This is a genomic window from Simplicispira metamorpha, assembly GCF_004341365.1.
Classification (GTDB): Bacteria; Pseudomonadota; Gammaproteobacteria; order Burkholderiales; family Burkholderiaceae_C; genus Simplicispira; species Simplicispira metamorpha.
Genome location: NZ_SLXH01000008.1, coordinates 50,473 through 64,249 on the forward strand (window position 1 = coordinate 50,473; position 13,777 = coordinate 64,249).

The window sequence follows — 13,777 nt, forward strand, 5'->3', positions numbered from 1 at the left end:
GAGAGACATATGTCCGCAATCCACTTTCCCGGCATTACGTTCAATGAAGCCGATGGCCAGATTTTGCTGGTTTCGCAGCCTGTGCAGGGGCGCGCTGCCATGGACGCTGCCACCTTGCACCAACTGCTGGTGCAAGAAGGCTACGGCGATTGCCGGCTCGATGCCGAGGCCATCGCCAGCGCGGCCGAGATGTGCAATGTGCAGCAGGAGCCTTTTGGTATCCAGCTGGCGCAGCGCCTGGACGCCGAGTACCAGGTTCACACCAGTTCCGATGGCATGACGGCCACGCTCAGCATCATCCCGCCCGTGGGTGGCAAGCCTGCTGCGCCAGAACAGGCCTTGCAGGCCCTGACCCTGGCCGGTGTGGTGTTTGGCATTGACCAGACGGCCGTGTCGCAGGCCTGCCAGAAGGGCAGTTGCAGCCATGTCATCGTGGCCCGGGGGGTACATGCCCAGGATGGCGCAGACGCTGTCTTTGAAGACCTGGTGCCGCATACCGTGAATCGCGAGCCCACACTCGACGAGAACGGCCTGATCGACTACCGCGAACGCGGCGCCATCGAGACAGTGCAGCCCGGCGATGCGCTGATGCGGCGCACTCCGGCCACCGCAGGCATTGATGGCCACAGCGTCAAGGGCGGCGTGGTCAAGGCCCAGCCAGGCAAAGACCGGCACTTTGCCGCAGGCCTGAGCGGCGCTGAAGTCTCCAGCGACGACCCCTGCGTGCTGGTGGCCGCCGTCAGCGGGCAGCCGGTGCGGGTCGATTGCGGCGTGACGGTGGAGCCTGTGGTGCGCTTCAAAGAAGTCAACATGGCCACGGGCAACATCCACTTTGATGGCAACGTCCACGTTACGGGCGAGGTGGTGCAGGGCATGAAGGTGGTGGCCAGTGGCGACATCGTGGTCGATGGCATGGTGGACTCGGGCATGCTGGAAGCGGGCGGCAACATCCAGGTAGCGGGCGGGGTGATTGGCCGCTCTGCGCTGCGGGCCGGTGGCTCGGTGACAGTGCGGTTTGCCGAGGGCGTCAAAATCCATGCCGGCACCGTGATTGCCATCAAGGACATGGCCCTGGAGTGCGAGCTTGATTCGCTCAACCAGATCATTGTGGGCGCGGGCTCGCGCCAAAAGGGGCGTTTGATTGGAGGCGTGGCCACGGCAACCATGCTGGTGCGTGTGTCCACCCTGGGCTCGGACAAGGCGGGTGCCACCAAGGTGGTGCTGGGCGTGAACCGGGCGCTGGAAGAGCAGTACGCCGCCTTGCTCAAGCGCATCGACGAAGAAAAAGCCCAGGAGACGCGGCTGGAGCAACTGATCAAGCAACTCAAGGTGGCCGATCCCAAAGGCATTCTGGAGCGCGCCCGTGCCTCGTGGCAGCAGGCGGTGCTGGTGTGGGGCAAGTCCTTGAAAGAGCGCGAGGCGCTGGAAAAAGAGCTGGAGGCCACGCGCGCCGCGCGCCTGGAGGTGGCGGTGGGTACGGCGGGGGCGGTGGAGTTGTCGTTGTGCAAGCTCACGGCCCGCCTGCGCCGCGAGTTTGATCGCGGTGTGTTTGCCCTGGACGCTGGCGGTGATCTGGTGTTCACGGGCACGGATGGCACGCCGCAGTTGCTGGCGCGCCTGGCCTGAGCCTGCCAACAGCGTCTCGCACAGGCGCGTTCACATGCGCAGTGCGCGCGCCAGCATCAGCGGGCCGTCCCAGGCGCGGATACGGGGGCGGGTGTGCAGGCTGGCGCCGCGTGGCGCGTCTATCTTGTCGAGGATGCGCAAACCGCCTTGCACCACCAGGCGCAGCTCCCAGCCAGCGCGCCCGGGCAGGCGGTGTACCAGTTTTGCACCTTTTAGCATGGTGGCCCTTGCCCAGTCTGCGCTGGCAGCTATCAATTCAGTAGTATTTGGCGTGCTGTGCAGGGGCAATAAATCGGCGCGCTGCACGCCGTGGGTGGCGCAGTCGGCATCGGGCAGGTAAAAGCGCCCGCGCGGAATATCCACACTCAGGTCTTGCCAGAAGTTGATCAGTTGCAGCGCGGTGCAGATGGCGTCGCTCTCTTGCAGCGCCTCGGGGCTGTTCACGCCGTAGAGGTGCAGCAGCAGCCGCCCGACCGGGTTGGCCGAGCGGCGGCAGTAGTCCAGCAGCTCGGCGCGGTCGGCGTAGCCAGCGGCTGCGGCGGTTTTGCGCACGTCCTGGGCAAAGGCGCTGAGCAGGTCGTCCAGCAGCGGCACGGGCAACTGTGTCTGGCGCAGCACCGGTGCCAGCGGCACAAACACGCTGGCCCAGCGCGCCGAGGGTGCTGTGCCTGCGGCGATGGCGTGCAGGTCGGCACGGTAGGCGGCCAGGTCGGCCAGGCGCTGCGCGGTGCTGGCGTCGCCCTCGTCGGCCAGGTCGTCGGCGGTGCGCGCAAAGGCGTAAATGGCGGCGATGGGCGCGCGCAGGTGCGGCGGGCACAAGAGCGAGGCGACCGGAAAGTTCTCGTAGTGGGTGATGGGGGCGGGCTGGGTGTTCACGGTGTGGATTGTCGCTTGACAGCGCAGGCAGGTATCCTCTAGATTACTAACCAGTCAGTCAGTAATTTTTTCACCGGACTTTTTCATGCGCACTTTGATCGCACCGTGGCCCCGTTGTGGGGTTTTTTTTCTGTGTGCCGCAGCCGGTTGGCTGACCGGCTGTTCGCGGCCCGAGCCGCTGCCCGAGCCGGTGCGTGCAGTCAAACTGCTGACGGTGGGCGTGGGGGCATTGCAGTCGCAGGTGGAGTATGCGGGCGAGGTGCGTGCGCGTGTGGAGTCGCGCCTGGGCTTTCGGGTGGCGGGCAAGATCGTCCAGCGCCAGGCCGAGCTGGGCCAGCGGGTGCGGGCCGGTCAGGTGCTGGCGCAGCTCGATCCGCAGGATTACCAGTTGGCCGCGCAGGCCGCGCAGGCCCAGGTCAGCGCTGCGCAAACCCAGCGTGATCTGGCCGCAGCTGATTTGCAGCGCTATGCCGCCCTGAAAAACCAGAATTTCATCAGCGGCGCCGAGTTACAGCGCCGCGAGGCCACGCTCCAGGCCGCCCAGGCTGCGCTGGCGCAGGCGCGCGCGCAGTCGTCGGCCCAGGGCAACCAGGCGCAGTACACGCGGCTGCTGGCCGATGTGGCGGGCGTGGTCACGGCCATTGAAGCCGAGCCCGGCCAGGTGGTGGCGGCGGGCACGCCGGTGGTGCGCATTGCCCAGGACGGTGCGCGCGATGTGGTGTTTGCCGTGCCCGAGGACAAAGTGGCGCAGATACAGGTGGGCCAGGCCGTGGGCGTGCGCGCCTGGGCAGGCGGTGCGCCGCTGCAAGGGCGGGTGCGTGAGGTGGCCGCCAGCGCCGATCCGGTGACGCGCACCTTTGCCGTCAAAGTGGGCATAGACGCCGCCACGGCACCCGCGTTGGGGGCCACGGTGTACGTCACGCCGCAGGTGCTCAGCCATGTGGGCATACCGGCCATCACGCTGCCCACCACGGCGCTGCGCCAGCAGGGCCAGGGCACGGCGGTGTGGGTGTACGACCCGGCCACCAGTACCGTGCGCTCGCAGGATGTGCAAATCGCCACGGCCGATGGCAACGCCGCCGTGGTGGCTGCGGGCCTGGCGCCGGGCATGCAGGTGGTGGCCACGGGCGTGCATGTGCTCTCGCCGGGGCAGAAGGTGACGGTATATGAGCAAAAATGGGCTCAAACGCCCGCCAGTGCAGCGCAAGCAGCTCCTGAAAAAGTAGCACCCAAAGACCTGACCCTTGCGCCTGCTGCGGCCTCTGGTGCCATCCCCGCTGCTTCCCAGCCGTGAGCCGACCATGACGCCAGTGCAACCAAAACCGGGTTTCAACCTTTCCAAATGGGCGCTCGACCATCCGGCCCTGACGCGCTACCTGATGGTGGTGCTCTTGCTGATGGGCGTGGGGGCCTATTTCCAGCTGGGGCAGGATGAAGACCCGCCGTTCACCTTCCGTGCCATGGTGGTGCGCACCTACTGGCCCGGCGCCACTGCGCAGCAGGTGGCCGAGCAGGTCACCGACAAGATCGAACGCACGCTGCAAGAGGTGCCTTACGCCGACAAAATCCGCAGCTATTCCAAGCCGGGCGAGTCGCAAATCATCTTTCAGATCAAAGACTCCTCTAAGGCCAGCGAGGTGGCCAACGTCTGGTATGCCGTGCGCAAAAAGGTGGGCGATATGCGCTACACCTTGCCCCAGGGCGTGCAGGGGCCGTTCTTCAATGACGACTTTGGCGACGTCTACGGCGTCATCTACGCGCTGGAGGCCGACGGCTTCAGCAACGCCGAGCTGAAAAACTTTGCCGACGATGTGCGCCAGCAGCTGCTGCGCGTGCCCGATGTGGCCAAGGTCGAGCTGTTTGGCGTGCAGGATGAGAAGCTGTTTGTCGAAATCTCGCAAAAGCGCCTCGCGCAGCTGGGTCTGGACATGAACCAGGTGCTGGCACAGTTGGGCCAGCAAAACGCGGTCGAAAACGCTGGCGCCGTGCAGACGCCACAAGATGTGGTGCAGGTGCGCGTAGGGGGGCAGTTCAATGCCATTGACGAGCTGCGCGCCATGCCGATTCGCGGTGCCTCGGGGCGCCAGCTGCGCCTGTCGGACATTGCCGAGGTGCAGCGCGGCTATGTGGATCCACCCAACGTCAAGGTGCGCCACCAGGGCCAGGAGGTGATTGCGCTGGGCGTTTCCATGGCCAAGGGCGGCGACATCATTGCCCTGGGCAAGGCGCTGCACGCCACCACCGATCGCATCGCCAAGCAATTGCCCGCCGGTGTGCGGTTGGTCAACGTGCAAGACCAGCCCAAGGCGGTAGCCAGTTCGGTCAATGAGTTTGTCAAAGTGCTGATCGAGGCCGTGGTGATTGTGCTGGCCGTGAGTTTCCTGGCCCTGGGCTTGCACCAGCGCAGCGGCCACCACCCTTGGTACAAGCGCTGGTACATCGACCCCCGACCCGGGCTGGTGGTGGGCATCACCATTCCGCTGGTGCTGGCGGTGACGTTTCTGGCCATGTGGTACTGGGGCATTGGCCTGCACAAAATCTCGCTGGGCTCGCTGATCATCGCCCTGGGCCTGCTGGTGGACGACGCCATCATTGCCGTCGAGATGATGGTGCGCAAGATGGAAGAGGGCTACGACAAGGTGCGCGCCGCCACCTTTGCCTACGAGATCACGGCCATCCCGATGCTGACGGGCACCTTGATCACAGCAGCGGGCTTTTTGCCCATCGGCATCGCCAAATCGGTCACGGGCGAATACACCTTTGCCATCTTTGCCGTGACGGTGATTGCGCTGGTGCTGTCGTGGATTGTGTCGGTGTATTTTGTGCCCTACCTGGGGACGCTGCTGCTCAAAACGCCCGCCCACGTGCAGTTGCTGCCCGCCGGCCCGGGCGTGGCCGATGGCATCACCGCCGACCCGCACGAGGTGTTTGACAGCCCGTTCTACACCGCCTTTCGCCGCGCAGTGCATTGGTGCGTGGAGCACCGCTGGATCACCATCGGCGTCACGGTGCTGATTTTTGCGCTGGGCATTGTCGGCATGGGCCGGGTGCAGCAGCAGTTCTTCCCGGATTCGAGCCGGCCTGAAATTCTGGTGGATGTGTGGTTTCCGGAGGGCACATCGTTTGCGGGCAACGAGGAGGTCACGCGCCGCGTGGAAGCGCGCCTGCGCGCCGAGCCGGGCGTGGCCAGCGTGAGCACCTGGGTGGGTTCGGGCGTGCCGCGTTTTTACCTGCCGCTGGACCAGGTGTTTCCGCAGACCAACGTGTCGCAGTTCATCGTGCTGTCGCAGGATTTGGCGGTGCGCGAGGCGCTGCGCGTCAAGCTGCCTGCGCTGCTGGCCACGGAATTTCCCGAGGTGCGTGGCCGCGTCAAGCTGCTGCCCAACGGGCCACCAGTGCCGTACCCGGTGCAATTTCGCGTGGTGGGCACCGACCCGACCGTGCTGCGTGCGCGGGCCGATGAAGTCAAAGAGGCGCTGCGCGCTGCGCCACAAATGCGCGGCGTGAACGACAACTGGAACGAGTCGGTCAAGGTGCTGCGCCTGGAGATTGACCAGGCCAAGGCGCGTGCGCTGGGCGTGAGCAGCCAGTCGATTGCCCAGGCCTCCAAGGTGATGCAGTCGGGCGCCCAAGTGGGGCAGTACCGCGAGGGCGACAAGCTCATCGACATCGTGCTGCGCCAGCCTGAGCACGAGCGCCGCTTTATCACCGACATTGCCAATGCCTACCTGCCTACGGCCTCGGGCCAGTCCATTCCACTGACGCAGATTGCCAAGCCGGTATTCACCTGGGAGCCGGGGGTGATGTGGCGCGAAAACCGCGATTACGCCATCACGGTGCAAGGCGATGTGGTCGAGGGCCTGCAAGGCGCCACGGTGACGCAGGCGCTGTTGCCGCAACTGCGCCAGATTGAGGCCGCCTGGCATAACGCTGGCCAGAACGCCTACCGCATTGAGGTGGCAGGGGCGGTGGAGGAAAGCTCCAAGGGCTCGTCGTCGATTGCGGCGGGCGTGCCCATCATGCTGTTCATCACCTTCACGCTGCTGATGCTGCAATTGCACAGCTTCAGCCGCGCCATGCTGGTGTTTTTGACCGGCCCGCTGGGCATTGCCGGAGTGGCGGGTGCGCTGCTGCTGCTGAACCGGCCTTTCGGCTTTGTGGCGCTGCTGGGCGTGATTGCACTGATGGGCATGATCCAGCGCAATTCAGTGATTTTGATTGACCAGATCGAGCAAGACCGCGCGCGCGGTGTGCCCGCCTGGGACGCCATCGTTGAGTCGGCAGTGCGCCGCCTGCGCCCCATTGTGTTGACAGCTGCAGCGGCAGTGCTGGCCATGATTCCGCTCTCACGCAGCGTGTTCTGGGGCCCCATGGCCGTGGCCATCATGGGCGGGCTGGTGGTGGCGACGGTACTGACCTTGCTGGCGCTGCCTGCCATGTATGCCGCCTGGTTCCGGGTGCGCCGACCACCACCTGAAGTACCAGGTGGCTGCTAATGGCTCTGCAACAGGTTAAAATCGAAAGTTGACCAGTTTCATGCGGGCGGCAAATTGACCCTTGCCGCCTGTTTGTTTGAAGACTGCGCGGGTGGCGAAATTGGTAGACGCACCAGGTTTAGGTCCTGACGGTAGCAATACTGTGGGGGTTCGAGTCCCCCCCCGCGCACCACCCATGTGAGACCTTGCCGCATACAGCGCCCGCCTCGGGGCAAGCAGGCATGTTTGACTGACAAATTAGGAAGAGCCATGGCCGTTACCGTTGAAACCCTTGAAAAGCTCGAGCGCAAGATCACGCTGAGCCTGCCCCTTTCCGTGATCCAGACCGAGGTTGATTCGCGCCTCAAGCGCCTGGCTCGCACCGTGAAAATGGACGGCTTCCGTCCTGGCAAGGTGCCCATGAATGTGGTGTCGCAGCGCTATGGCTACTCGGTGCAGTACGAAGTGCTGAACGACAAGGTCGGCGAAGCTTTTGCCAGCGCTGCCAACGAAGCCAAGCTGCGGGTGGCAGGCCAGCCGCGCATCACCGAAAAAGAAGGCGCACCTGAAGGTGAAGTCACTTTTGATGCGGTGTTTGAAGTGTTCCCCGAAGTCAAGATCGGTGATCTGAACGAAGCACAAGTTGAAAAACTCACGGCTGAAGTCAACGACAGCGCTATCGACAAGACGGTGGACATCCTGCGCAAGCAGCGCCGCAGCTTTGCCCAGCGTGCCCTTGATGCGCCCGCCCAAGATGGCGACCGCGTCACTGTGGACTTTGAAGGCAAGCTCGATGGCGAGCCTTTCCAGGGCGGCAAAGCAGAAGACTTCCAGTTTTTGGTCGGTGAAGGCCAGATGCTCAAAGAGTTTGAAGATGCTGTGCGTGGCATGAAGTCTGGCGAAAGCAAGACCTTTCCGCTGGCCTTTCCTGAGGACTACCATGGCAAGGATGTGGCTGGCAAGACAGCCGATTTCCTGGTCACGCTGAAGAAAATCGAAGCAGCCCACCTGCCTGAAGTCAACGACGCGTTGGCCAAGTCGCTGGGTATTGCTGATGGCACGGTCGAAGGCCTGCGCGCTGACATCAAGAAAAATCTGGAGCGTGAAGTCAAGTTCCGCTTGATGGCCCGCAACAAGCAAGCGGTCATGGATGCGCTGCTGACCAAGGCCGAACTGGATCTGCCCAATGCCAGCGTGCAAGCCGAAATCGAGCGCCTGCTCGAAGCTGCACGGGCTGACCTGAAGCAGCGTGGCATCAAGGATGCTGACAAGGCCGAGATTCCTGCCGACATTTTCCGTCCACAAGCAGAGCGCCGCGTGCGTCTGGGCTTGGTGGTGGCCGAGTTGGTACGCGCCAACGAGTTGCACGCCAAGCCCGAGCAACTCAAGGCCCACATCGACGAGCTGGCTGCCAGCTACGAGAAGCCTGAAGACGTGGTGCGTTGGTATTTTGGCGACCGCCAGCGTTTGGCTGAAGTCGAAGCGGTGGTCATCGAAAATAACGTGGCCGATTTCGTCCTGGGCAAAGCCCAGGTGACGGACAAGGCAGTCTCGTTTGATGAGCTGATGGGCCAGGGCTGATCCAGTGCGCTGAAGCAGTGCTCCCAGCGCTGGAGCCTGCAAGGTGAATGGCATCCCGGGGGCTTGTGCTTTGGCGCACAAGCCCCAATTCGTTTGTGGGTACAGTACCCGCCTGACAGGAGAAAACATGAGCGCACTGGAAACACAAGGCCTGGGCATGATCCCGATGGTCATCGAGCAGTCGGGCCGCGGCGAGCGGTCTTATGACATTTATTCGCGTCTTCTCAAGGAGCGCGTGATTTTCCTGGTGGGGCCCGTGAACGACCATACCGCCAATTTGGTGGTGGCGCAGTTGTTGTTCCTGGAGAGCGAGAACCCTGATAAGGATATTTCTTTCTACATCAATTCACCCGGTGGTTCGGTCAGTGCAGGCATGGCGATTTTTGACACCATGAATTTCATCAAGCCCGACGTGTCCACTCTGTGTACGGGCATGGCTGCTAGCATGGGCGCTTTCTTGTTGGCCGCTGGCGCCAAGGGCAAGCGCTTTGCATTGCCTAACTCCAAGGTCATGATCCACCAGCCTCTGGGCGGCATGCAGGGCCAAGCTACCGAGATCGAAATCCATGCCCGCGAAATCCTGAAAACCCGTGAGCAACTGAACAAGATACTCGCTGAACGCACTGGCCAGCCACTGGAAAAAATCGAGCGCGATACTGAGCGCGACTATTTTCTGACGGCGCAAGAGGCCAAAGACTACGGTCTGGTCGATCAGGTGATCGACAAGCGCGCCTGAGCGTGCATGTGCACCCTGGACGGCGTTTTTCCCTCAGGGAAAGCGCCGTTTCTATTTGGTTATCATCCCGACAACTTATTCCCGTGACAAGGCATTCTTCCCATGGCCGATAAAAAAGGCTCTTCCAGCGAAAAAACCCTTTACTGCTCTTTCTGTGGCAAAAGCCAGCATGAGGTAAAGAAGCTGATCGCCGGCCCGTCGGTTTTTATCTGCGACGAGTGTATTGATCTGTGCAACGAAGTCATCCGTGACGAATTGCCAGGCACCGAGGCGGGTCGTGATGCGCGCGGCGACCTGCCCACACCGGCTGAGATCAAAGCCAATCTGGATAACTATGTCATTGGCCAGGATATGGCCAAGCGCACTTTGTCGGTGGCCGTTTATAACCACTACAAACGGTTGCGCCATAAAGACAAAGCCCAAAAAGACGATGTGGAACTGGCCAAGAGCAATATCTTGCTGATTGGTCCCACGGGCTCCGGCAAGACACTGCTGGCGCAAACCCTGGCGCGCATGCTGGACGTGCCTTTTGTCATGGCCGATGCCACCACACTGACCGAAGCGGGCTATGTAGGTGAAGACGTAGAAAACATCGTCGCCAAGTTGCTGCAAAGCTGCAATTACGAGGTCGAGCGCGCGCAGCGCGGCATTGTCTATATCGATGAGATCGACAAGATTTCACGCAAGGCAGACAACCCATCCATTACCCGCGATGTGTCCGGCGAAGGTGTGCAGCAGGCGCTGCTCAAACTGATTGAAGGCACCATGGCCAGCGTGCCTCCGCAAGGTGGGCGCAAGCATCCTAACCAGGACTTCTTGCAGATTGACACCACCAACATCCTGTTCATTTGTGGTGGTGCGTTTGCCGGATTGGAAAAGGTCATTGAAAATCGTACGGAAGCTTCTGGTATTGGTTTTGGCGCAGCAGTCAAGAGCAAGCAGCAGCGTTCGTTGTCTGACGTTTTCTCGGAAATCGAACCTGAAGATTTGATCAAATTTGGTCTGATCCCGGAGTTGGTGGGGCGCATGCCTGTGGTGACTGCGTTGACTGAATTGAGCGAAGACGCCTTGGTGCAGATTCTGACGGAGCCAAAAAACGCCTTGGTCAAGCAATACAGCAAATTGCTGGCCATGGAGGGTGCAGAGCTCGAAATTCGTCCTGCCGCTTTGAAAGCGATTGCCCGCAAGGCACTGGCACGCAAAACGGGAGCACGTGGATTGCGCTCTATTCTGGAGCAGGCACTGATTGGCACGATGTTCGATTTGCCCACCTCCAGCAACGTCGAAAAGGTGGTGGTGGACGAGTCCACTATTGAAGAAAACAAGTCTCCGTTGCTGGTTTACCGCGAAGCAGTCAAGCAGGCTTGATAGTCCTGTTGTGGACGTTGTGCCTCTCTTGTTAATCAACCCTTACGCCAGTACAGACGTGCTGGCAGGTTGAAAATTCCTGTCTGCGGACCATATTCCATCCAGTTTCATGAGGCTTTCCATGTCCGGACATACTCCCCTACCCGCCACGCCTATCGAGTTGCCGCTGTTGCCGCTGCGCGATGTGGTTGTGTTTCCCCATATGGTCATTCCCCTGTTTGTGGGGCGGCCCAAGAGCATCAAGGCCCTTGAGTTGGCCATGGAATCTGATCGCCGGATTATGCTGGTGGCCCAGAAAGCTGCAGCCAAGGACGAGCCTTCGATTGCGGACATGTTTGATGTGGGCTGCATCTCTACCATCTTGCAAATGCTCAAGCTTCCGGATGGCACCGTCAAGGTGCTGGTGGAGGGGCAACAGCGTGCTTTGGTGCAGTCAATTGAAGATGTGCAGACGCATTTTGTGGCCACGACGGTTCCGGTAGAGCCAGAACAGGGAGATAACAAGCCCAGCGAGATTGAGGCTTTGCGTCGCGCTGTCATGCAGCAGTTTGACCAATACGTCAAACTGAACAAGAAGATTCCCCCGGAAATTCTCACTTCCATTTCCAGCATTGATGATCCGGGGCGATTGGTCGACACGATTGCTGCGCATCTGCCGCTCAAGCTGGAAAACAAACAGGCTGTCCTGGATCTGTCGGATGTGAAGCTGCGGCTGGAGAATCTGTTTGACCAGCTTGACAGGGAAGTGGATATCCTGAACGTAGATAAAAAAATCCGTGGGCGTGTCAAACGCCAAATGGAAAAAAATCAGCGCGACTTCTACCTTAACGAACAAGTCAAAGCCATCCAGAAAGAGCTGGGAGAAGGTGAGGAAGGCGCCGACATTGAGGAAATAGAGCAAAAGATCAAGCTCGCGAGAATGCCCGTCGATGCGCGCAAAAAGGCAGAGAGTGAGCTGAAGAAGCTCAAACTCATGTCCCCTATGTCAGCAGAAGCAACTGTGGTGCGCAACTATATTGATGTGCTGGTCGGGTTGCCTTGGAGCAAAAAAACCAAAATCAAGCATGATCTGGGCAATGCCGAAGTGGTACTCAATGAAGACCACTATGGTTTGGACAAAGTCAAAGACCGTATTTTGGAATATCTTGCTGTGCAACAGCGCGTGGACAAGGTGAAGGCGCCTATTTTGTGCCTTGTCGGTCCACCAGGGGTGGGTAAAACCTCTCTTGGACAGTCGATTGCCAAGGCTACGGGGCGTAAGTACGTCCGTATGGCCTTGGGTGGTATGCGTGATGAGGCGGAGATCCGTGGCCACCGCCGTACTTATATTGGCGCTATGCCAGGCAAGGTATTGCAAAGCCTGACAAAAGCAGGTGCGCGTAACCCGTTGTTCTTGTTGGATGAGATCGATAAGTTGGGTACAGACTTCCGGGGTGACCCATCCAGTGCTTTGCTGGAGGTTCTGGACCCGGAGCAAAACCACAAGTTTGGCGACCATTACGTGGAGGTCGATTTTGATCTCAGTGACGTGATGTTTGTGGCAACTTCCAACTCCATGAACATACCACCTGCGCTTCTGGATCGCATGGAGGTTATTCGTTTGTCGGGCTATACCGAAGACGAAAAGACCAGTATCGCGATGAAGTATCTGCTGCCCAAGCAGTTCAAGAACAATGGTGTGAAGTCTGAAGAGCTTGACATTACCGAATCGGCAGTGCGCGATGTGGTGCGCTATTACACCCGTGAGGCTGGCGTTCGTTCGTTGGAGCGTGAGCTTTCCAAAATCTGCCGCAAGGTGGTCAAGGGCTTGCAACTGAAAAAGCTGGAGCCGCAGGTCGTGGTGACAGCCGACAGCCTGCCGGATTATCTGGGTGTGCGCAAGTACACCTATGGCCGTGCTGAGTTGCAAAATCAGATCGGTCAGGTCGTTGGCTTGGCCTGGACGGAAGTGGGCGGTGATTTGCTCACGATCGAAGCTGCCACCATGCCTGGCAAAGGCGTCATTACCCGCACAGGTTCGCTGGGTGACGTGATGAAAGAATCGGTGGAAACTGCGCGCACTGTGGTGCGCAGCCGCGCGCGTGCGTTGGGCATCAAGAACGAAGACTTTGAAAAGAAAGATGTTCACATCCATGTGCCAGACGGTGCGACGCCCAAGGATGGGCCCAGTGCGGGTGCAGCTATGGTGACGGCTTTCGTTTCGGCGCTGACAGGTATCGCTGTGCGTGGCGATGTGGCCATGACCGGCGAAATCACCCTGCGCGGGGAAGTCACTGCTATTGGCGGGCTCAAGGAGAAGCTGCTGGCCGCATTGCGCGGTGGCATCAAGACAGTGTTGATTCCGGAAGAGAACGTCAAAGATCTGCAAGAGATACCGGATAACGTGAAAAGTGGTCTCAACATCGTTCCCGTTAAGTGGATCGACAAAGTTTTGGACATCGCCTTGGAGCGCAAGCCTGTGCCTTTGACCGCTGAAGAGGCGGCTGCTGTGGTGGTTTCTGCGGCAGTGGAGAAGGTGGAAGCCCCGCTTCTTCCAGATTCCATCAAACACTGAAGTTTTTTCTGAAAAGTGCCAAAAATTGCGTTACAATAACGTCATCGCAGCAAACGTAGTACAATACAAAGCTTCGGTAAATGCGGGAATAGCTCAGTTGGTAGAGCGCAACCTTGCCAAGGTTGAGGTCGAGAGTTCGAGACTCTTTTCCCGCTCCAAATTTTGAAAAGGGGAGCAAGTGCTTCCCTTTTCTCATGAAGAATGGTTTTCTCTGGCGCGGTAGCAAAGCGGTTATGCCCCGGATTGCAAATCCGGTTAGCCCGGTTCGACTCCGGGCCGCGCCTCCAGAATGTAAGCTCTTAAAATTTGGCAAAAATAAAAACCAGCAGTAAAATCTGGTATAATAAAAAAATTGCGAAATTGCTGATACTTAAAGTCAGTAAAAATTAAAACGCGGGAATAGCTCAGTTGGTAGAGCGCAACCTTGCCAAGGTTGAGGTCGAGAGTTCGAGACTCTTTTCCCGCTCCATTTATAAAAGGGAAGCTTAAGCTTCCCTTTTTCTTTGGGGTGACGCAGATTCAGGTCTGCCACTAAGACAGTTGCGATGCCCTTGGTTATCG

8 protein-coding genes and 4 tRNA genes are annotated in these 13,777 nt (G+C 59.9%); 11 read left to right on the top strand and 1 reads right to left on the bottom strand.

What is annotated here, in order from left to right; genetic code table 11:
- The first annotated feature begins 9 nt into the window (after nt 1-9).
- Nucleotides 10-1,626: a FapA family protein gene (locus EV674_RS05965; protein WP_119012499.1), complete on the top strand. Its 1,617-nt coding sequence runs from the start codon at nt 10-12 to the stop codon at nt 1,624-1,626.
- Nucleotides 1,627-1,656: 30 nt separating this feature from the next.
- Here EV674_RS05965 and hpnC read toward each other — a convergent pair whose 3' ends face one another.
- Nucleotides 1,657-2,502: a squalene synthase HpnC gene (gene hpnC, locus EV674_RS05970; RefSeq protein WP_241524884.1), complete on the bottom strand. Its 846-nt coding sequence runs from the start codon at nt 2,500-2,502 to the stop codon at nt 1,657-1,659.
- A gap of 85 nt (nt 2,503-2,587) precedes the next feature.
- Here hpnC and EV674_RS05975 point away from each other — a divergent pair, with 85 nt between their 5' ends.
- From EV674_RS05975 to EV674_RS06020, 10 genes are all read left to right on the top strand, one after another.
- Nucleotides 2,588-3,796, top strand: a complete 1,209-nt coding sequence (locus EV674_RS05975; protein ID WP_119012498.1) for an efflux RND transporter periplasmic adaptor subunit — start codon at nt 2,588-2,590, stop codon at nt 3,794-3,796.
- Between the two features lie 7 nt (nt 3,797-3,803).
- Nucleotides 3,804-6,998: an efflux RND transporter permease subunit gene (locus EV674_RS05980; protein ID WP_119012497.1), complete on the top strand. Its 3,195-nt coding sequence runs from the start codon at nt 3,804-3,806 to the stop codon at nt 6,996-6,998.
- 85 nt (nt 6,999-7,083) lie between these two features.
- Nucleotides 7,084-7,170, top strand: a tRNA-Leu gene (locus tag EV674_RS05985).
- A 77-nt stretch (nt 7,171-7,247) separates the two neighbouring features.
- Nucleotides 7,248-8,558, top strand: coding sequence for a trigger factor (tig, locus tag EV674_RS05990; RefSeq protein WP_119012496.1), 1,311 nt, complete (start codon nt 7,248-7,250; stop codon nt 8,556-8,558).
- Nucleotides 8,559-8,685: 127 nt separating this feature from the next.
- Nucleotides 8,686-9,294 (top strand): ATP-dependent Clp endopeptidase proteolytic subunit ClpP, encoded by a 609-nt coding sequence (gene clpP / locus EV674_RS05995; protein ID WP_119012495.1) that lies wholly within the window; start codon nt 8,686-8,688, stop codon nt 9,292-9,294.
- 102 nt (nt 9,295-9,396) lie between these two features.
- Nucleotides 9,397-10,662, top strand: coding sequence for an ATP-dependent Clp protease ATP-binding subunit ClpX (gene clpX, locus EV674_RS06000; protein ID WP_119012494.1), 1,266 nt, complete (start codon nt 9,397-9,399; stop codon nt 10,660-10,662).
- Between the two features lie 121 nt (nt 10,663-10,783).
- Complete coding sequence (gene lon / locus EV674_RS06005) at nt 10,784-13,216, top strand: endopeptidase La (protein ID WP_119012493.1); 2,433 nt, start codon at nt 10,784-10,786, stop codon at nt 13,214-13,216.
- Nucleotides 13,217-13,298: 82 nt separating this feature from the next.
- Nucleotides 13,299-13,374 (top strand) — tRNA-Gly (locus EV674_RS06010).
- A gap of 55 nt (nt 13,375-13,429) precedes the next feature.
- Nucleotides 13,430-13,503 (top strand) — tRNA-Cys (locus tag EV674_RS06015).
- 106 nt (nt 13,504-13,609) lie between these two features.
- A tRNA-Gly gene (locus EV674_RS06020) sits at nt 13,610-13,685 on the top strand.
- Nucleotides 13,686-13,777: the final 92 nt, after the last annotated feature.

Coding starts and splice junctions, on each gene's coding strand:
- EV674_RS05980 (WP_119012497.1), top strand. CDS start 3,804: ATGACGCCAGTGCAACCAAAACCGGGTTTCAACCTTTCCAAATGGGCG.
- EV674_RS05965 (WP_119012499.1), top strand. CDS start 10: ATGTCCGCAATCCACTTTCCCGGCATTACGTTCAATGAAGCCGATGGC.
- clpP (WP_119012495.1), top strand. CDS start 8,686: ATGAGCGCACTGGAAACACAAGGCCTGGGCATGATCCCGATGGTCATC.
- clpX (WP_119012494.1), top strand. CDS start 9,397: ATGGCCGATAAAAAAGGCTCTTCCAGCGAAAAAACCCTTTACTGCTCT.
- lon (WP_119012493.1), top strand. CDS start 10,784: ATGTCCGGACATACTCCCCTACCCGCCACGCCTATCGAGTTGCCGCTG.
- tig (WP_119012496.1), top strand. CDS start 7,248: ATGGCCGTTACCGTTGAAACCCTTGAAAAGCTCGAGCGCAAGATCACG.
- EV674_RS05975 (WP_119012498.1), top strand. CDS start 2,588: ATGCGCACTTTGATCGCACCGTGGCCCCGTTGTGGGGTTTTTTTTCTG.